The sequence below is a fragment of the Halioglobus japonicus genome (genome assembly GCF_001983995.1).
GTDB classification, from domain to species: Bacteria; Pseudomonadota; Gammaproteobacteria; order Pseudomonadales; family Halieaceae; genus Halioglobus; species Halioglobus japonicus.
Genome location: NZ_CP019450.1, coordinates 2,533,423 through 2,552,500 on the forward strand (window position 1 = coordinate 2,533,423; position 19,078 = coordinate 2,552,500).

Annotated in this window: 19 protein-coding genes and 1 pseudogene; 18 read left to right on the forward strand and 2 right to left on the reverse strand. The window is 57.2% G+C overall.

Features of this window, described 5'->3' with window-relative positions:
- Window positions 1–92: 92 nt before the first annotated feature.
- The 9 genes from moaC to BST95_RS12070 all read left to right on the forward strand — a co-directional run bounded on the left by moaC (window position 93) and on the right by BST95_RS12070 (window position 6,379).
- On the forward strand, window positions 93–575 hold the full coding sequence (moaC, locus tag BST95_RS12030; protein WP_084199732.1) for a cyclic pyranopterin monophosphate synthase MoaC: 483 nt from the start codon (window positions 93–95) through the stop codon (window positions 573–575).
- A complete protein-coding gene (gene moaE / locus BST95_RS12035) occupies window positions 568–1,278 on the forward strand; it encodes a molybdopterin synthase catalytic subunit MoaE (protein WP_084199734.1) in 711 nt (236 codons plus the stop codon). The genes moaC and moaE overlap by 8 nt, the downstream gene beginning before the upstream one ends.
- Window positions 1,279–1,360: 82 nt before the next feature.
- Window positions 1,361–1,837, forward strand: coding sequence for a flavin reductase family protein (locus tag BST95_RS12040; protein ID WP_084199736.1), 477 nt, complete (start codon window positions 1,361–1,363; stop codon window positions 1,835–1,837).
- Between the two features lie 77 nt (window positions 1,838–1,914).
- Entirely contained in the window at window positions 1,915–2,463 is a 549-nt protein-coding gene (locus BST95_RS12045; protein ID WP_084199738.1) for an NUDIX hydrolase, read from the forward strand.
- A gap of 3 nt (window positions 2,464–2,466) precedes the next feature.
- Complete coding sequence (bcp, locus tag BST95_RS12050) at window positions 2,467–2,943, forward strand: thioredoxin-dependent thiol peroxidase (RefSeq protein ID WP_084199740.1); 477 nt, start codon at window positions 2,467–2,469, stop codon at window positions 2,941–2,943.
- 10 nt (window positions 2,944–2,953) lie between these two features.
- Complete coding sequence (locus tag BST95_RS12055) at window positions 2,954–4,045, forward strand: MBL fold metallo-hydrolase (RefSeq protein ID WP_169843927.1); 1,092 nt, start codon at window positions 2,954–2,956, stop codon at window positions 4,043–4,045.
- A 180-nt stretch (window positions 4,046–4,225) separates the two neighbouring features.
- Window positions 4,226–5,458 (forward strand): cytochrome P450, encoded by a 1,233-nt coding sequence (locus BST95_RS12060; RefSeq protein ID WP_084199744.1) that lies wholly within the window; start codon window positions 4,226–4,228, stop codon window positions 5,456–5,458.
- 22 nt (window positions 5,459–5,480) lie between these two features.
- Window positions 5,481–5,912: an HIT family protein gene (locus tag BST95_RS12065; RefSeq protein ID WP_084199746.1), complete on the forward strand. Its 432-nt coding sequence runs from the start codon at window positions 5,481–5,483 to the stop codon at window positions 5,910–5,912.
- 14 nt (window positions 5,913–5,926) lie between these two features.
- Entirely contained in the window at window positions 5,927–6,379 is a 453-nt protein-coding gene (locus tag BST95_RS12070; protein WP_084199748.1) for a nuclear transport factor 2 family protein, read from the forward strand.
- Here BST95_RS12070 and BST95_RS12075 read toward each other — a convergent pair.
- Window positions 6,376–6,879 (reverse strand): MarR family winged helix-turn-helix transcriptional regulator, encoded by a 504-nt coding sequence (locus BST95_RS12075; RefSeq protein ID WP_084199750.1) that lies wholly within the window; start codon window positions 6,877–6,879, stop codon window positions 6,376–6,378. The two genes, BST95_RS12070 and BST95_RS12075, sit on opposite strands and share 4 nt — an antisense overlap.
- 176 nt (window positions 6,880–7,055) lie before the next feature.
- Between BST95_RS12075 and BST95_RS12080 the strand changes: the two genes are divergently transcribed.
- The 8 genes and pseudogenes from BST95_RS12080 (at window position 7,056) to thrH (ending at window position 15,598) form a co-directional block, all read left to right on the forward strand.
- Window positions 7,056–7,838 (forward strand): exodeoxyribonuclease III, encoded by a 783-nt coding sequence (locus tag BST95_RS12080; RefSeq protein ID WP_084199752.1) that lies wholly within the window; start codon window positions 7,056–7,058, stop codon window positions 7,836–7,838.
- Window positions 7,839–7,929: 91 nt separating this feature from the next.
- Window positions 7,930–8,268 (forward strand): preprotein translocase subunit YajC, encoded by a 339-nt coding sequence (gene yajC, locus BST95_RS12085; protein ID WP_066058896.1) that lies wholly within the window; start codon window positions 7,930–7,932, stop codon window positions 8,266–8,268.
- A 19-nt stretch (window positions 8,269–8,287) separates the two neighbouring features.
- The gene (locus BST95_RS12090; RefSeq protein WP_084199754.1) at window positions 8,288–9,277 is read left to right on the forward strand and encodes a 1-aminocyclopropane-1-carboxylate deaminase/D-cysteine desulfhydrase; all 990 of its coding nucleotides are present in this window, start codon (window positions 8,288–8,290) and stop codon (window positions 9,275–9,277) included.
- A gap of 34 nt (window positions 9,278–9,311) precedes the next feature.
- Window positions 9,312–10,638 (forward strand): annotated as a pseudogene (locus BST95_RS12095) (alanine/glycine:cation symporter family protein).
- An 85-nt stretch (window positions 10,639–10,723) separates the two neighbouring features.
- Window positions 10,724–12,871 carry an acetyl-CoA hydrolase/transferase C-terminal domain-containing protein gene (locus tag BST95_RS12100; RefSeq protein ID WP_084199756.1) on the forward strand — a complete coding sequence of 716 codons (2,148 nt, stop codon included), beginning with the start codon at window positions 10,724–10,726 and terminating at the stop codon, window positions 12,869–12,871.
- Window positions 12,872–12,888: 17 nt separating this feature from the next.
- On the forward strand, window positions 12,889–13,797 hold the full coding sequence (locus BST95_RS12105) for a 5'-nucleotidase (RefSeq protein ID WP_084199757.1): 909 nt from the start codon (window positions 12,889–12,891) through the stop codon (window positions 13,795–13,797).
- 127 nt (window positions 13,798–13,924) lie between these two features.
- On the forward strand, window positions 13,925–14,899 hold the full coding sequence (gene cysB, locus BST95_RS12110) for an HTH-type transcriptional regulator CysB (RefSeq protein WP_066058911.1): 975 nt from the start codon (window positions 13,925–13,927) through the stop codon (window positions 14,897–14,899).
- A gap of 81 nt (window positions 14,900–14,980) precedes the next feature.
- Window positions 14,981–15,598 carry a bifunctional phosphoserine phosphatase/homoserine phosphotransferase ThrH gene (thrH, locus tag BST95_RS12115; protein WP_066058914.1) on the forward strand — a complete coding sequence of 206 codons (618 nt, stop codon included), beginning with the start codon at window positions 14,981–14,983 and terminating at the stop codon, window positions 15,596–15,598.
- Between the two features lie 48 nt (window positions 15,599–15,646).
- Here thrH and pabB read toward each other — a convergent pair whose 3' ends face one another.
- Complete coding sequence (gene pabB, locus BST95_RS12120) at window positions 15,647–16,996, reverse strand: aminodeoxychorismate synthase component I (protein ID WP_084199759.1); 1,350 nt, start codon at window positions 16,994–16,996, stop codon at window positions 15,647–15,649.
- A gap of 337 nt (window positions 16,997–17,333) precedes the next feature.
- Between pabB and BST95_RS12125 the strand changes: the two genes are divergently transcribed.
- Window positions 17,334–19,067 (forward strand): acyl-CoA carboxylase subunit beta, encoded by a 1,734-nt coding sequence (locus BST95_RS12125; protein ID WP_084199761.1) that lies wholly within the window; start codon window positions 17,334–17,336, stop codon window positions 19,065–19,067.
- Window positions 19,068–19,078 lie beyond the last annotated feature (11 nt).

Here is a 19,078-nt window from a genome sequence, read left to right on the forward strand (position 1 = left end):
CTCAAAGTTATAAGTATTTCGAGGCCAAATTGCATGGTCTAAATGCTCAAGGGGCTGGTAGACTCTGCCGTCGGCTCGATTCTGGATTAATTATGGCAAATCTTACCCACATCAATGATCAGGGTGCCGCTCACATGGTAGATGTGGGGGACAAGCGCGAGACCCAGCGGGTGGCCGTTGCCAGCGGCCGCGTGCTGATGTCTGCCGAGACGTTGGGCCTGTTGCGCGACAACAGTTTTGCCAAGGGAGATGTACTCGCAGTTGCGCGCATCGCCGGTATCCAGGCAGCGAAGAAATGTGCCGATCTGATTCCGCTGTGCCATCCATTGATGTTGAACGCTGTCGAGGTCAGCTTTGAACTCGACGAAGCCGCAGGCGCAGTGAATATCGAAGGGCGCTGCAAGGTGTCCGGTAAAACCGGGGTGGAAATGGAAGCCCTGACGGCAGTCTCAGTCGCGGCATTGACGATATACGACATGTGTAAAGCCGTCGACAAGGCCATGATCATCGATAGCGTTTGCCTCCAGGAGAAGCAGGGCGGTAAATCCGGCGACTGGATCCGACAGCATGATTAAAGTGCTTTTCTTTGGTCGCGTGCGTGAATCCCTCGATTGTGCAGAGCAAGCGGTGCCGTTTACGTCGGGTCTCGATCTGGATGCGTTGCAGCAGGCGCTGATTGAGGAAGGTGGCCCCAGCTGGGGCGACGTGCTGACGGAAGAAAACATGATTCGCGCGATTAATCACGAGGTTGTCGATGGCAATCCCGAGCTGGCCGAAGGCGATGAAGTAGCCTTCTTTCCACCGGTAACCGGGGGTAATGGCGTGCCTCACTTGAGTGTGTCAGTCCAAACTGACGACTTTGATGTCCGCCAGCTGCAGCGTGACTTGTTGGCCGGCGCCAATGCGGAGGGTGCTGTCGCGACATTTACCGGCTATGTGCGCGCAGAGAATGTTGCCAGGGATGTGTACTCCATGGAGCTCGAACACTATCCAGGTATGACAGAAAAAAGCATTCGCGACATTCTCGAGCAGTCCTGTAAGCGCTGGCCAGTGATGTCGGCGAGTGTGGTACACCGGGTGGGCAAACTGATGCCTGGGGAGCAAATAGTGTGGGTGGGTATTAGTTCGGCACACCGTGAAGCCTCGTTTGCGGCCTGCGAATTTGCCATGGATTATTTGAAGACCAGAGCCCCGTTCTGGAAACGGGAGCTGGGTCCCGATGGGGCGACCTGGGTTGAGGCACGTGCGTCCGATAGTGCCCGGGCAGGGCGCTGGTAACCGAAACAGGGGATGCGGTTGGGCGGCGACTGCGTTCCAATAGTGACTTTGATTACACAATACCGATATTAAGGAGCAGGGGATGAGCCTGGACGGACGAGAACTGAGAAATGCACTGGGGCGCTTTGCAACCGGAGTGACCGTGGTGACGGCACTGGATGCACAGGGCAGGGCGGTAGGCATGACCGCCAATTCGTTTTCGTCAGTATCGCTGGATCCGGCACTGGTACTTTGGAGCCTGCAGAACAACTCCGACATGTATGACACCTTCGCCAATCCGGGTAGCTTTGCGATCAATGTCCTGGCGCTGGACCAGGAAGGGCTGTCTAATCAATACGCCAAAAAAGGCGACCACCTGATGGATGAGGCGCACTATTGTATGGGCCGTAACGGGGCACCGATTCTGCGTGGCGCGCTAGTCAGCTTTGAATGCACACTCCACCAGACGCACGAAGGCGGCGATCACCTGATCATTGTCGGTAAGGTCGAAGACGTCGTAAGCCGGCCAACCGGAGAGCCACTGTTGTTCCACGCCGGGCGCTACGCGGAAATTCGCTGATACCTCGCCCCCACTGCGGATAAGCTCTATACTCCTCGGCGTTTATCGAAGCTAATGGCCCAGGGACGGTCAATATTATGAATTTCTGTACCAGTTGTGGCAGCAAGGTAGCGCTGAAGATCCCCGAAGGGGACGACCGCGAGCGCTTTGTCTGTGTCAACTGTGAAACAATCCATTATGTTAATCCGCGCGTAATCGTAGGCTGTGTGCCGGTCTATCAGGACAAGGTGCTGCTCTGCAAACGCGCCATTGAACCGCGCTATGGCTACTGGACGCTGCCAGCAGGCTTCATGGAAAACGGTGAGACTACCCCCGAGGGCGCCGCCAGGGAAACCTGGGAAGAGGCCCGGGCACGTGTCAGTGGGCTTGAGCTCTACCGCGTTTTTGATGTGCCCTACATCAGTCAGGTCTATATGTTTTACCGCTGTGAGATCGATGACGGCGCGTTTGGCGTGGGTCCGGAGAGCCTGGAGTCGGCACTGTATAGCGAGGCTGAAATTCCCTGGGATGAAATCGCTTTTCCCGCGGTGAAGGAAACCCTTCGAGAGTATTTTCAAGATGTGGCCGAGGGCCGCTTTCCGGTGCGCGTGTCGGCTATCGAATACAAGCGCCGTAACAAGGAGTAATTCATGGCATTTCCTAAAATCGGCAACATGGCGCCGGCGTTCACCCTGTTGGACCAGGACGGCAACAAGGTCAGTCTTAAGCAATTTCGCGATGAAAAGAACGTCGTGTTGTATTTCTACCCCAAGGCCATGACCCCGGGCTGTACAGTCCAGGCCTGTGGTATTCGCGACAGCAAGAAGGCGCTGGCAAAGCTCGATACGGTGGTACTGGGCGTGAGTCCTGATCCTGTGGCCCGATTGGGGCGTTTTATCGATAAGCAGGATCTCAATTTCACACTGCTGTCGGATGAAGATCATGCCATTACCGAAAAATACGGCGCCTGGGGGCTCAAGAAATTCATGGGTCGCGAGTTCATGGGTGTACTGCGCACCACATTTATTATTGGCAAGGACGGCAGGCTGAAGCACGTTATGGACAAGGTGAAGACCAAAACCCATCACGATGACGTCATGGCGCTTATCCAGGAACTCGGTCTCTGAGTTACGACCCGTGCTGAGTTACCCGTTTGAGGCCGCGCCCGAGCATGGCGAGCTGTGCGAAGTCGCCCCCGGTGTTTATTGGCTGCGCATGCCGCTGCCACTGGCTCTGGATCACATCAATCTCTACCTGTTGGAAGACGAGGACGGGTGGTGGATTATTGATTCCGGCATAGCCCTGGGGCCCACCGAAGAAATCTGGGAGCAGATTTTTGCCAACCAGCTGGGCGACAAGCCGGTTAAGGCGGTGGTTGCCACGCACTGGCATCCCGATCATACCGGCATGGCGGGTTGGCTGTGCGATCGCTGGCAGGTGCCTTTCTACTGTACCCAGGGCGAATATCTCACTGGCCTCGTGTATACCCGAGCCACCTCGGAGCACTTCGGCTGGACGAATGAACAGCATCAGATTCGGGCCGGAAGAGGGCAAGTTGGCGCCGATGCCGCGCGCAAGAGCATGGGCGGTGCCGGGCACATTACCCGTTCCCTGCCCACCTCATATCGTCGTCTGGAAGAGGGCACACGGCTGACGATTAACGGTCAGCGCTGGCGCGTCGTGGTTGGTAGTGGCCACTCCCCGGAACACGCCTGCCTGTATGGCGAATCCCTCAATGTCCTTATCTCGGGTGACCAAGTTATCCCGCGTATCACCTCCAATATCAGTGTTTCCGGTATTGAGCCCGAGGGGAATCCGCTGCGCGAATGGCTGCAGTCCCACGAGCGGTTCCTCCAGGTGTTGCCGGATGATGTCCTTGTGCTGCCCGCACACAATTTGCCGTTCTATGGTTTGCATCATCGCCTGCGCTACCTGATCGAGCACCATGAAGACCACTTGCTCGCGCTGGAAGAAGCCTGCTCCGACATCGCGCAGACGGCTGTCGAATTGCTGCCAGTGCTGTTCAAGCGGGAGTTAAGTGACAGCCAGATCGGGCTCGCCCTCGGAGAGTGTATTGCGCATCTCAATTATCTCTATCACCGCGGTCAGCTGGAGCGCAGTGTCGATGATGAAGGTCGTTATCGCTATCTGGCGGTGGATGACACACTGCCGATGCGCCTGCGCAAACGCCAGCACCAGGCGGATACCGAGCTTCCTGTTCAGGTTTAACCATTAAAACAGATATTTAGGCGCGATATTTAAAGTGATATCGCGGTTCTACTGTGCCCGACGAGAAGACTTTGCCCATTGCAAACGGCCGCTCTGGACACCTCTACCCATTGATCTTTGATTTAGACTAATTACTATTAGCCTGTAGCTCACAGCGGATAACTAAAAAGGAGTACTGTCGTGACCGGTTGCCCTCATATTAACCTCACAAACCCCGAGACATTTCAGGGAGGCCTGCCTCGCGAGGTCTTTCGCTACCTACGCAGCGACGAGCCTGTGTACTGGCACGAAGGTGAAGACGGTGCCAGCGGTTACTGGGTGGTCAGCCGCCAGCAGGAGCTCGATTACGTTTCCAAGAACCCCATGTTGTTTTCCTCTGCAGAGCGATCCTGCCTGCTCAATGAAATGGAAGGTGACGAACTCGCCATGGTGCGCACCCAGCTCATCAATATGGACCCGCCCCAGCATCTCAAGTACCGCCGGATTGTGCGCAAAGCGTTCACTCCCAAAATGGTCGATAGCTATGAGGCTCGTTTCCGTGAGATTGCTCGGGAGCTGGTTGAAGCGGCCATTGCGGACGGGAAGTGTGAATTTGTGCAGGACGTCGCGGTGGATCTGCCCCTGGTGGCAATCTGTGAACTCATGGGTGTGCCTCTCGAGAAGCGCCAGCGCCTGTTCGAACTGACCAATATCATGCTCGGCATGGACGACCCGGATCTTTCGACCTCCAAGGAAGACGGCGTTAATGCCGCCGCCGAGATGTTCATGATGGCTATGGAGATCGCCGCCGATCACAAGGCTAATCCACAAAACGACATCGTCAATGTACTGTTAAGTGGCACCGTGGAAGATGAACCTCTCAGCGAGGAAGACTTCTGCAACTTTTTCCTGATGCTGATTGTGGCGGGGAATGAAACCACCCGGACAGTTACCAGCCACGGTATGCGTTTGTTGATGGAACACCCGGCACAATACCAGGCACTGGTTGACGATCCCTCGCTCATCGATGACGCCATCGAGGAGTTCTTGCGCTACAACCCGGCGGTCATTGCCTTCAATCGTACGGCCATGGAAGACCTGGAGCTGGCGGGCGCGCAGATCAAGAAGGGCGACCGGGTGCACTTGTACTATGGATCGGCTTGTTCCGACGAGGCAGTGTTCAACGACCCGGATACCTTTGATATCACTCGTAACCAGCGTGAAGACGTGCGCAACGAGCACCGTGCGTTTGGGATTGGCCAGCATTTTTGCCTGGGATCACACCTTGCACGGCTTGAATTGCGGGTGATTTTCGAGGAAATTACCCGTCGTATTCGCAATCCTCAGATGGATGGCGAGATTCAGTGGCTGCGCTCCAACTTTATCAGTGGCATTAAATCCATGCCCATCAAGTTCGAGGTGGCAAACGGCTAACACCAGCGGAGGCCCTGGCCGTATGAGTGACGATTGTATTTTCTGCAAGATTCTCAGCGGCGAGGCGCCCTGTTACCCGGTGCATGAAACCCGGTACACGAAAACCTTTCTGGATATCTTTCCCGCTGATCCCGGGCACTGTCTGATCGTGACCAAGGAACACTTCACTGACATCTTTGAAGCGACGCCGGAGGCTGTGGGGATGGTGGGGCATGTATCCACACTCATCGCCCACACGCTGCGCGAGGAGCTGGGCTGCGATGGTGTGGGCATTTACCAGCTCAACGGAGATTCTGCCGGGCAGAGTGTGTTCCACTACCATATGCATGTCATCCCCCGCTGGAAAAGTACAGAGCTGAACATTCACTCGCGCGTACCCGGCGATCCCGCTGAATTGGAGGCGCTGGCACAGCGCCTGCATGAGCGGGCCTATTCCATGCGAATCGACGACTGAACAAAGGACAAATAATGCTCTCCCAGCAAGAAATTTCTGATCGCTTTGAGATCCAGGACCTTCTCTATCACTACGCGGATCTTATCGATAAACAACAGATTGATGAGCTGCGAAACAGTGTTTTCACGGCAGATGCGCAGATCGACTATTCCGCAGTCGGTGGCAGCGTGGGCGACCTGGACATCACGCTTGAGTTTCTCAAGGCATCGCTGACCCGCGAGCTGTTCCCCAATTCGCAGCACCTCAATGCCAATCTCCAGATTCGTGTGGACGGCGACACCGGTCAAGGCCGTGTTATGTGCTTTAACCCTATGGAAATGCGGCTTTCTGAGAGCGAGACGCAAACCTACTTTATCGGTGTCTGGTACGTCGATGAGTATCGGCGCACCGAGGCGGGGTGGCGCATTTGCAGCCGGCGCGAGGAGAAAAGCTGGGTATTTAACGCCCCGGACTTTATGAACCTCTAGTCCTGTTCGGCGGTCCAGGATTCGGGCAGGTATTCCAGCTCCAGTTTGTCCACCACGTGGCGTAGCTGAGTTTCCAGCGCGGTGAGTTCCTCGGCGCCGACACGCTCGCGGTAGTGGGCGTACACCTCATCCACAATTTTCATGCTGTCGACCGCCAGTTGGATGCCCTTATCGGTGAGGCGAATCTCTTTGGCACGCTTGTCGGCGCTGTCGATGTCGCGGGCGATAAAATCCAGTCTCTCCAGCTCCTTGAGCATTTTTCCCATGGCTTGCTGCGTCACCTGTGCTCGCTCAGCGAGATCCGACACACGCACTGAGCCCATACCGAGGTTGGCGAACACCTGGACGTGCGCGGGGCGGATTTCCGGGTATCCCTGCTCGTTGAGTTGTCGCCATATGCGTCGCTCAAAGTCCTTGCTGAATTCGCGCAACAACCGCGCCAGATTGTTGGAGAGGCGATAGGCGATATCCTTGTTGGCCTCAGCCGTGGACTTGCTCACAGTGAACTCCTGAGTGGGGCGTCCGGCCCCTGTACTTATAATTGACCGGATATTCTAGCGCAAGCTGACCATTTGGATAGGCTTGCAGGTCTAACAAAGTACGCAATTCGCCACAAAATTGGATACTCGTCAGATGGCGCGTTACACTTCGGCGCCTTACCTGAGGGAGTCGAATTTTGGCCAAGATTATTACTGTAAATACCAACGGGATTCGCGCTGCTGCGCGCAAGGGTTTTTTCGACTGGCTGCCCAAGCAGGATGCGGATGTGGTCTGTATTCAGGAGACCAAGGCCCAGGTGGATCAGCTGGAAGATCCGGTGTTTCATCCGCAGGGCTATCATTGCTATTACAACGATGCGATTAAAAAAGGCTATAGCGGCACTGCTATTTATAGCCGCGTGAAGCCGCGTAAGGTCATATCAAGCCTCGGTTGGGACCCGGCTGACTCCGAAGGGCGCTATCTGCAAGCTGACTACGACGGCCTCAGTGTTATTTCCCTGTACATGCCCTCCGGTTCCAGCAGTGAGGCGGTGCAGGCCAAGAAGGATCGTTTCCTGGAGCTATTCCTCGACCATCTCAAAGTGCTGCGTCGCAAGCGCCGCGAGTTTGTGATCTGCGCCGACTGGAATATCTGCCACCGCGAAATCGACCTCAGAAACTGGAAGAGTAACCAGAAGAATTCCGGCTTTCTGCCCCACGAACGCGCCTGGCTGGATACACTCTATGACGAGGTGGGCTATATCGATTCGTTCCGGCTGATCAACCAGGATTCCGACCAGTACACCTGGTGGTCGAACCGTGGCCAGGCCTGGGCGAATAATGTGGGTTGGCGCCTGGACTACCAGGTCATTACCCCGAAGCTGGGTGATAAAGTGCTTTCCGCGGATATTTACAAGGACGAGCGTTTTTCAGACCACGCGCCGCAAATCATGGAGTATGACTTCGACATTAAAGGCTGAACGCACTTCATTGCGGGGGATGCGGAAACCGGTTACATTAGCGCGGCCTCACGCTCCCGCAGGGAGCACCATGAAAACAGGAATTTTTTGCATGAGTTTGTTTATTGCCAGCGCCCACGCCCAGACGGCGGGCGGTCAGCCTCCCGCCGGTGGCGAGTTGTTCCAGATCGGCTTTCTTGTACTGCTGTTCGTTCTCTTCTACTTCATTGCTATCCGGCCCCAGCGCAAGCGCCAGAAAGAGCACGCGGAAATGGTCGGTGCGCTCTCTAAGGGCGATGAGGTCGTTACCAGCTCGGGCATTCTCGGCAAGGTGACCTCGCTGGATGACAACTACATGGTGCTGAATGTGGCCAATAATGTGGAAATGAAGTTCCAGCGTATCCATGTGCACGCCGTGCTGCCCAAGGGCACGCTGAAGTCCATCAGCTGATACTCTCCGGGCCAGGCCATTGCTGAACTATCCGCGCAAAAATGACCTGGCCCAGATTCCTACGCCGCTTGTTCCCATGCACCGCGCCAGTGAGCGCTGGGGCAGTGGCCATCGTTTGTGGGTTAAACGCGACGACCTTACCGGCAGTACCCTAAGCGGCAATAAGGTTCGCAAGCTCGAATACATCACCGCCTATGCTCAGGATCACGGCTACGACACGCTAATCACCTGTGGTGGTATCCAGAGTAATCACTGCCGGGCCACGGCATTTGCCGGTGCGCAGCTTGGTATGCAGGTTCATCTCATTCTGCGTGGTACCGATGAGGGTCCTCGTCAGGGCAATTTATTGCTCGATTACCTGGCGGGCGCCGCGGTCAGCTGTTATCCCGTGCGCGAATATGTCACCGGGCTCGAGTCCCTGTTTGAGCATTGGCAACAGCACTACGCATCCCAAGGGCGCAAGGCGCTGGCGATTCCTACTGGCGGCAGTGACGGTATTGGTCTTTGGGGCTATATTGCCGCCTGCGAGGAATTGCGGTCAGACTTTGCCGCTGCCGAGATTGGGCAGGCGCATATTGTGAGCGCGACAGGTTCTGGCGGCACCCAGGCAGGCCTCACCCTGGGTGCGGCATTACACCAGCTGGATGCCCAGATCTGGGGTGTCAATGTCTGTGATGACGAGCAGTATTTTCTCGATAAAGTCGACCAGGATATCGCGCATTGGTATGCGCTCTATCCCGATGCCCCGCGCGTGGACTACACCACACTTGTGCTCGATGGCCATGTCGGAGAGGGCTATGGTCGGGCTAGCGAGGCAGTATTTGATACCATTGCCGAACTCGCGGCCCTGGAGGGTCTGGCCCTGGACCCGGTCTATACTGGCAAGGCTTTCCACGGCATGGTGCAGGAAATACAGGCGGGCCGCTTCGCCGGCTGTCAAGATATCGTATTCATGCATACAGGCGGAATTTTTGGTCTGTTCCCCCAAGGGGAAGGGTTCCGCTGGTAAACTTTCGTCTTTTGAATAAAAGGATTTTGCACACATGGTAGACCTGATTAATACCGTTAATGGGTGGGCATGGGGGCCTGTGACTCTGGTGCTGCTGCTGGGTACGGGCCTGTACCTCAGCGCTGGCCTGAAGTTTGCCACGATTCGCAAAATCCCCTCTGGCGTGCGCCTGTTACTGTCCGGTCGCAAGGGCGACGGCAAGGGCGATATTTCACCGTTCAGTGCTTTGATGACGTCGCTGTCAGCCACGATAGGCACCGGCAACATTGCCGGCGTGGCCACGGCCGTCGCCCTCGGCGGGCCGGGGCGCTGTTCTGGATGTGGATTACCGCGCTGGTGGGCATGGCGACCAAATTTGCCGAGGCGGTGTGCGCCGTGCATTTCCGCGAGCAGGATGACAAAGGCAATTTCAGTGGCGGCCCGATGTACTACATCAAGAACGGCCTGCACAAACGCTGGCACTGGCTGGCCTACGCATTTGCCCTGTTTGGCTCCCTGGCGGGCTTTGGTATTGCCAACACCGTGCAGTCGAACTCTGTCTCCCAGGTATTACACGATGCTTTTAGCGTGCCGCCACTGGCCACCGGTCTGGTACTTATGGTGCTGGTCGGGCCGTCGTGCTTGGCGGGATCAAACGGATATCCAGTGTGGCGAGCCTGTTAGTGCCCATGATGGCACTTGCCTACATCATGCTTAGCCTCGTGGTGATACTGCTCAACATCACGGCGGTGCCTGCTGCTATCGCCACTATCGTTGATAGCGCGCTGACTGGCTCAGCGGCCGCGGGCGGTTTCGCAGGCGCAACCGTCTGGGCAGCGCTGCGCTTTGGTGTGGCGCGGGGGATCTTCTCCAACGAGGCTGGCCTGGGTAGCGCGCCGATTGCTCATGCAGCGGCCAAGACAGATCAGCCAGTGGAGCAGGGCATGATTGCCATGCTGGGAACCTTTATCGATACCCTGATTGTGTGCACCATGACCGGTCTGGTCATCGTCATCATGGACGTGCTGCCCACGGGCATCTCCGGTGCCAGCCTCACGTCGTTGGCCTTTGGCAATGCCTTCCCGGGTGGCGAGTACATCGTCACACTGGGCCTGTGCCTGTTTGCATTTACGACCATGATTGGCTGGTCGTTCTACGGCGAGCGCTGTGTGGTGTTCCTGGTGGGTACCCGCGGTATTGTGCCGTTTCGGATCTTGTGGGTTGTCGCCATCCCGCTAGGCACCGTGGTGCAGCTGGACCTGGTGTGGTTGATAGCCGATACACTCAACGCCTTTATGGCGATTCCCAACCTGGTCGCCTTGCTGCTGCTCGGGCCGCTGGTGTTCAAGCTGACCCGCGACTATTTCAATAAGCGCGCCTGATGCCTGTCGTGCAGTCGGCTCACCGGGGCTGGCTGCGCTACGCTAGTCAGACAGCCCCGGTGAGCCCAGTCTAGAGGGACGTTGAGTGAGCCAGATTGTTGCCAGTGTAGAGGAGTGTGTTGATCAGGCGATTGCCCGGGTCGGCAAGCACATTGTGCTGGGTGCGCCGCTGGGCCTGGGCAAGCCGGTGCAACTGATCAATGCATTCTACCAGCGGGCAGTGGACGACCCCTCACTGTCGCTCAGTATCTACACCGCGCTGTGCCTGGAGGTGCCGACGCCCACAAGCCATATCGAGGAGGGGCTGGCGGGTCCTATTGTTGCGCGCCTGTTCGGCGACTACGAAGAGCTGTCTTTTATGCAGCCGCTGCGCCGCGGCGAGCTGCCCCCGAATGTTTCTATTTCCGAGCTGTATTTCAAAGCGGGCGCCATGAAGAATGTGCCTGAGGCACAGCAGAACTATATTTCGAGCAACTACACGCATATTGCCCGGGATATGCTCGGCGCTGGCGTCAACGTTATGGCCCAGATGGTGGCCGCGCGCGATATCGATGGTGAGTTGCAACTCAGCCTGTCCAGTAATCCCGACATTACCCTGGAGGTGTTTGACCGCATTGAGGCAGAGTCACTTGATGTGTTCTGTGCCGCACAGATTCACGCTGATATGCCGTTCATGGAGCACGACGCGGAGGTCAGTGCAGACCGATTCGACAGCATTGTCCGCAATGGCAGGTATGACCGGTGCCTGTTCGCCGCGCCCAATGCCGCGGTACCGCTGCAGGATTATGCCGCCGCAATCCATGCCAGTTCTCTGGTGTGCGACGGCGGCACACTGCAAATTGGGATTGGTGCGCTGGGTGATGCACTCGCTCATGCCTGTATTCTTCGCGATCAGAACAACAGCGCCTATCGTGCTCTGCTGGCGGATGTGACCCGGTTGCCGCACAGTCCGGCAGGCGATCCTGCGCCTTTTCAGCAGGGCTTGTACGTCTCTACCGAGATGTTCGTCAACGGCATGATGGCGCTGATTGATGCCGGCATCGTCAAGCGCCGGGTCTATGATCACCTTGAGTTACAGCAAGGTCTCAACAGTGGCGACATGAGCGAGCAGGTGGACGCCGCGATGTATACCTATTTGCGCCGGCGCGAGATTATGCCGCGCAATCTTGAGACTGCGTCCATTAGTGAATTCAAGTATTGGGGGATCTTGCCCGCAGAGCTTGAGATAGATGAGGATGGGCTGAAGCTGGCGGGCGTCACCCTGGCAAATGACCTGGATGAGCCGCAGACCCGCGCCGCCTTGCTTACCCGGGTCGAAGGTGGCCAACTGCGTCATGGCCGCGTGCTCCACGGTGGTTTTTTCCTGGGGCCACGCAGCTTTTACCAGCGCCTTAGGGAGATGCCTTCGGACCTGCATGCACAGATTTGCATGACCGGCGTGCGGCGCACCAACCAACTCCTGCTGGATTACCCGTTGTACTGCGCCCAACGCACCCAGGCACGTTTTATTAACACCGGCATGATTGCGTCACTCAATGGCGCCGTCGCTTCGGATGCCCTCGAGGACGGCACGCAAATCAGCGGTGTTGGCGGGCAGTACAACTTTGTGGCCATGGCGCATGATTTGCCCGGTGCTCGCTCCGTGCTGTGTGTGCGCAGCACCCGCGGCCAGGGCAAAAAGCTCAAGTCCAATATTGTGGGCGCTTATGGCTACACCACCATACCCAAGCATTTGCGCGACATTATCGTCACCGAATACGGCATTGCTGATCTGCGCGGCAAGAGCGACGCCGAGGTGGCAAAGCAGATGCTCAACGTCGCCGACTCGCGTTTTCAGCCGGAGCTGCTTGAAGCGGCCAAACGCCAGGGCAAACTGCCGGCCGACTACGAGATTCCCGCTCACGCGCGCGACAACACGCCTGAGCACCTGACGGAGCGACTGAAGCCTTACCTGGAGGCCGGTCTGCTGCCGGATTACCCCTTTGGTACAGAGTTGACGGAGCAGGAAATTGCTCTCGGTGCCAGCCTGCGCAAAATCAAAGCGCTCAGTGAAGAACCGACGCAATTCATTTCCTCGGCCTTCAAGGCCTTGCTCCACCACGCTGATGAAGAAGCCGCCAGGCCGCTATTGGAACGGGTCCATCTCGATCATCCAGAAACGCCGCGGGAATTCATTGTGCAGCAATTACTGATGATGGAGCTGGAGGAGCGGGGGCTGTTAAAAGTCAGCTGAGCCTGTATTCTGTCACCATGCCATCTACGCTTGAAGACAAGCTCGTTATCGCGATATCTTCCCGGGCCCTGTTTAACCTCGACGACAGTCATCGGGTTTATCAGGAGGAGGGATTAGAAGCATACTCTGCCTATCAGGTCGAGCGTGAGGAGCAACCCCTCGAGCCGGGTGAGGCGTTTCCGCTGGTGCACAAGCTGCTGCGACTCAACGAGCAGTTGGGCGGCGACCAACAGGTGGAAGTGGTGTTGTTGTCACGCAACAGCGCCGACACCGGTTTGCGGGTATTTAACTCCATTAAACACTACGACCTGGCGATCTCGCGGGCGGCGTTTTGCGGCGGCGAAAGTCCCTGGCGGTATATCAACGCCTTTGGCTGTCAGCTGTTTCTGTCCAGCGAAGCCGAGGATGTGCGCTACGCGCTCGATTGCGGCGTAGCTGCCGCAACGCTGGTGTCGAATAAGGGCGGTGCAGGCAAGGCCGGGGAGCAACTGCGTTTTGCGTTTGATGGCGATGCGGTGATTTTCTCGGATGAAGCCGAACAGGTCTACAAGAGCGAGGGCCTGGATGCTTTCACTGCTAGCGAGGTCGCCGCTGCCAAGCGACCACTGGCCGGCGGACCATTCAAGCCGTTTCTTGCGGCGCTGCATCGATTGCAGCAGGCTTTCCCTGCCACAGAAGCACCTATTCGCACGGCCCTTGTCACCGCGCGCTCAGCGCCCGCTCATGAGCGCGTCATTCGTACGCTGCGCGCCTGGGATATCCGTATTGATGAGTCGATCTTTCTCGGCGGCCTGAATAAGACCGATTTCCTGAGAGCCTACCAGGCGGACGTTTTCTTTGACGATCAGCAGTCTCATTGTGAATCCGCCAGCCCGCATATCGCCACCGGCCATGTGCCCCATGGGGTCGCAAATCCACCCACCTGAGTGGGATTAATCGCCCGTTCAGGGTTATTCCTTTTTAATTTGGCATAACCTCGGGTTAATGGCTATTCTTCATAAGAGTTGGGGCCCATTTGGCGCCTGAAATAGCCTGGAGCCACCGGAGGCAGGGATGAAGCTGCAGCAATTGCGCTATATCTGGGAAGTCGCCCATCACGATCTCAATGTGTCGGCCACTGCCCAGAGTTTGTATACATCGCAGCCCGGTATCAGCAAGCAAATTCGCCTGTTAGAGGACGAATTGGGCGTTGAGGTCTTCGCCCGCAGCGGTAAACATCTCACCCATGTGACCCCGGCCGGTGAGGCTATTCTCGAGGCCGCCGGCGAGGTGCTGCGCAAGGTTGAGAGCATCAAGCAGGTTGCCCAGGAGTATTCCAACGAGCGCAAAGGCAGCCTCTCGATCGCCACGACCCACACCCAAGCCCGATATGCCTTGCCCGCGACGATTAAAGCCTTCATTGAACGCTATCCTGAAGTGTCCCTGCATATGCATCAGGGTACACCTGTCCAGATCTCCGAAATGGCCGCTGACGGTTCAGTGGACTTTGCCATTGCCACCGAGGCCCTGGAGCTGTATTCAGACCTGATCATGATGCCGTGCTATCGCTGGAATCGCTGTATTCTGGTGCCTCGCGATCACGCTTTGACCCAGGTGTCTGAGCTGACACTTGAGGATGTGGCCGAGCATCCGATAGTCACTTACGTGTTTGGTTTTACCGGGCGTTCCAAACTCGACGAGGCCTTTGTCGAACGCGGCCTGGTGCCGCGGGTGGTCTTTACTGCTGCCGATGCCGACGTCATTAAAACCTATGTGCGGCTCGGGCTGGGTATTGGCATTGTCGCGGGAATGGCCCACGACGAGGAGGTGGACCCGGACCTGGTGGCTCTGGATGCCAGCCATCTGTTCGCCAGTAGTGTCACCCGCATCGGCTGTCGCAAGGGGACGTTCCTGCGTGGCTATATGTATGAGTTCATAGAGGATTTCGCCCCCCACCTGACGCGCGATGTGGTCACCGAGGCCTTCTCCTGCAATACCAAGGCGGAACTCGAGGAATTGTTTTCGCACCTGGAGCTGCCGGTCTACTGATTTTTACTCCTGGGGCTTGTCTCGCCAGGGCCAGGTGGTTAGATTGTTGCGCTCTCGCTCAGCCACCTAAGGAGTAGAACATTGGAACTGGCCTGCCTGGACCTGGAAGGGGTCCTTGTCCCTGAAATCTGGATTGCGTTTGCCGAGAAAACCGGCATCGAAGAATTGCGCGCAACCACCCGCGATATCCCCGATTACAACGTGCTCATGAAGCAGCGTCTCGATATTCTCGATCAGCACGGACTGAAGATCGATGATATCCAGGAGGTGATTGCCACCCTCGAGCCACTGCCCGGTGCAATCGATTTCGTCAACTGGCTGCGGGAGCGCTTCCAGCTGATTATCCTCTCAGATACCTTTTACGAATTTTCCGAGCCGCTGATGCGTCAGTTGGGGTGGCCCACGTTATTCTGTCACCGTTTGGTAACAGACGATGAGGGCAGGGTGGTCGACTACAAGCTGCGCCAGGAAGATCCCAAGCGCGCTTCGGTGAAGGCGCTGCACACCCTGAACTATCGGGTGATTGCCGCCGGCGATTCTTATAACGACACCACGATGCTGGGAGAGGCGGATGTGGGCATTCTTATTCACGCACCGCAGAACGTGAAGGATGAATTCCCCCAATTCCGTTCGGTGGATTCTCTGGCCGATCTCAAAGTGGCCTTCCTCGAGGCGTCCAATCGAGAGCTGAGTCTCTAGTAGCGAGGCAGGCCCTCGCGTCGAGCGCCCGGGCCTGCAACGTAAGCCTCACAGTGCTTCCAGTGCTGTGAGGAATTTCCCCACCTTGTCGAAGGTTTCCTGGTATTCCTGCTGCCACTGCGAGTCAGCGACAATGCCGCCACCACCCCAGCAGCGTATCTGATTGTCACTGCACAGCAGGCTGCGAATGGCGATATTGCTGTCCATGCGTCCATCGGCGCTGATATACATCAGAGAACCGCAGTAGGCTTCCCGCGGATCCGGTTCCAGTTCGGTAATGATCTCCATGGCGCGGCGTTTCGGTGCGCCGGTGATCGAGCCTCCGGGAAAAGAGTCGCGCAGTAACTGGTAGGCCGTACGCTCCGGGCTCAGCTCCCCACTAATGGTACTGACCAGGTGGTGTACGGTGGGAAAACTCTGCACCTCAAACAGCGCGTCCACGTGAATGCTGCCCGGCACACAGCTGCGCCCCAGGTCGTTGCGCAACAAGTCCACAATCATCAGGTTTTCCGCACGGTCTTTTTCGGCGCGGCGCAGTTCCGCGGCAGCGAGGTGATCAGCCGCCGGGTCGTGGTGCCGTGGGCGCGTGCCTTTAATGGGTGAGGTCTGTACATGGTGTCCCTGTAACGACAGAAACCGTTCTGGAGACAGGCATAGCAGTGCGTCATCATCGCCCAGGGTCAGGAAGCCGGAGAACGGCGCTGCGGCGACCTGGCGCAATTGTCGGTAAGCCTGCCAGGGGTCGCCCTCATAGGTGCTTTGGAAGCGCTGGGCGAGATTGACCTGGTAGCAGTCTCCGGCCTGAATATAGGCCTGGATGCGATGAAATGCCTCGCGATATTCCGTCTCGGAGAGGTTGGATTTGAATGGCGCCTTTAGTCTGAAGGCGCTGCCGGGCGTATCACTGCGCCGGCGTAGTCGGCTCAGGATATCGCGCTGGGTGGCGGCGGACACAGTGGGCTGGGTAACTACCACTGCACGCTGCAGCAAATGATCCTGAACAACCGCCCAGTCATAGGCGGCCAACCCTGTACTTGAGTAGTCGCCCGTGGAACCCTCGACCTGGTTGAGGGGATTACCCAGGTCATAGGCCAGGTAGCCCAGTATCCCGCCACAGAAGGGGAGGTCCTGGGCCACGCCCTGGCTGGCGCCGTAACGATCGCGGTGAAAGTCAGCCAGTTCATCGAAATAGTTGCGCCAGGTGGCGCTATTGGTACCTGTTGGCGGAAGCGGAGCGGCGCAAACTGGGTTTGCCGCCAGAATGTCGTACCGGCCGCTCTGGGCGTAGGGATAGCTCGAATCGAGCAGCGCGGCACCGGGCAGATCGCGCAGACACTCAAACAGCTCACAGCTGTCGGGAGAGTAGCTAATTTCTTCGATCGAGACGGTTTTGTTCATGTGCGGGCGTGCGGCCTTATTTCGCTGGGCTGCGAAGTGACAAATGTTGACACCGATAACACCGCAAGGCAAATGTCTTGGAAAGTCTATTCGGTTGTTCGGTATTGTAAACTAATGTCCTAAACCGTGCTTCAGGTCGGTTTATTTGCTGTGAAAACATAGTCTTACGCGTGTCGCTTAATTGACTTTGACCAACCCGGCACTTAATGTAACACGCCGAAATTCTGGTGAGTACGCTGTTTGGACGCTGCTCGCCTGTCACGTCTTGCACACGAAATCTCTGAGAAGATTCCGCAAGCTCTCCCAGGCCCGCGGGCCTATTATTGGATCAAGGATTATGACAAAGAACAGCAGCAATGATCTGATTGCATCTCTGGACAACCCGTTCTCGATGAATGAAGAGCAGGAGTTCAAGGTGCCGGGCCAGGTCGCCGCAGAGCCCGGTCTTTATGAAGAAGCCCTGAAAGCGGGTTGGGAACTGCAGCAGCGCCCTTATCGCGCCGCGGGCGTCAAAAATACCCAGCGCCAGCACCAGAAGAAACGGATGACCATCTGGGAGCGCATCGACTGCCTGGCCGATGACGAGCCCACGGTATTTTTTCAGAACTGGGGCCCCAACCTGGATGGTGCTTCACTGGTCACTGCCATTATCAAGGTCAACGGCCGCGATGTGGCGATTTACGGCCACGACTTCACCGTGCGTGCCGGCTCAATGGATGCTACCAACGGTAAGAAACTAGCGCGCCTATTTGAGCTTGCTGCCAAGCGCAAGATCCCTCTCGTAGGCCTTAACGATTCCGCGGGCGCCTATATTCCCGCCGGTGTGGGCGGCCTCGACGGCTATGCCGATGCCTTTACCGCTCTGCGCAAGATCTCCGGTGTCGTGCCCAGCATTATGTGTATGTTTGGTTTCAATGCGGGCGGTGGCTCTTACCTGCCTCGTCAGGGCTCTTTCCTGATCCAGCCCAATGAGACCTTCTTTGGCCTGACCGGCCCCGGCGTGGTCAAGTCGGTGCTGGGCGAAGATGTGACCCCCGACGAGCTGGGCGGCCCCGGCGTGCACAGCCAGAGCGGTGTGACTGACTTCGTGGTACCCGATGAAGTGGCAGCGCTGCGCAAGGTGCGCGAGCTGCTGAACTACCTGCCGGCGCATAACGGTGAGCTTGCCCCTCACCAGCCCTCGTCTGACCCGGTAAACCGCAAAACCTGGGACATCGACATTCTGCTGAAGAAAGCCTTTAACTCACCGACCGGTTTTAACACCCCGGTTGATATCAGCATTCTGATCCAGCAGTTGTGCGACCACGGCGACTTCCTGGAGATCCAGCCCGAGCGCGCCAGGAATACCATTACTGCACTGGGACGTATGGGCGGCAACGTTGTGGGCTTTGTCGCCAACAACTCAGCCGTGGCGTCCGGCCAGATTGACATTGACGCGGCGTATAAGAACGCCCGCTTTATTCGTTTCTGCAACCTGTACAACATTCCGATTATCTTCCTCGAGGACACTACGGGCTTCCTGCCAGGGCGAGAGCAGGAGAGCAGGGGAATTGTGCAGGCCGGACGAGCTATGCTGGATGCGATCGTCGATCTGCGCACACCGCGCTTCCTGGTGCTGGTGCGCAACGCCTTTGGCGGCGCCTATGCCTCCTACAACAACTACCCCACGGGTGCCGACTTCGTGGTGGCGCTGCCCACTACACGCGTGGCTGTTATGGGCCCGGCGGGTGTTGAGTACGTCTACAAAGACGAGCTCAAGAAAATTCGCGGTTCAGTCAAGGCCAAGGTGGCCAAGGAAACCGAAGCACAGCTGGCCGCAGGTCTCTCTGAGGAGGCCGCTGCTGAAGCCGCAGAAACATTGGTAGCAGATTGGGTGAAAGCGGAAGAGCAACTTCTCGCCCAGCGCTATGAGCGCGAGCTGATGAATCCGAATGAGGCGCTTAGCCTCGGTTCGATTTCACAGATTGTCATGCCATCAGATCTGCGCCAGGTACTGGCCGAGCAGATGGATTTCTGTCTGCGTCACTACGAGCCCAGCCCGCTGCAGTCCGTGCAGCGCGAGTTCCACTAAGCCCCGGCCAA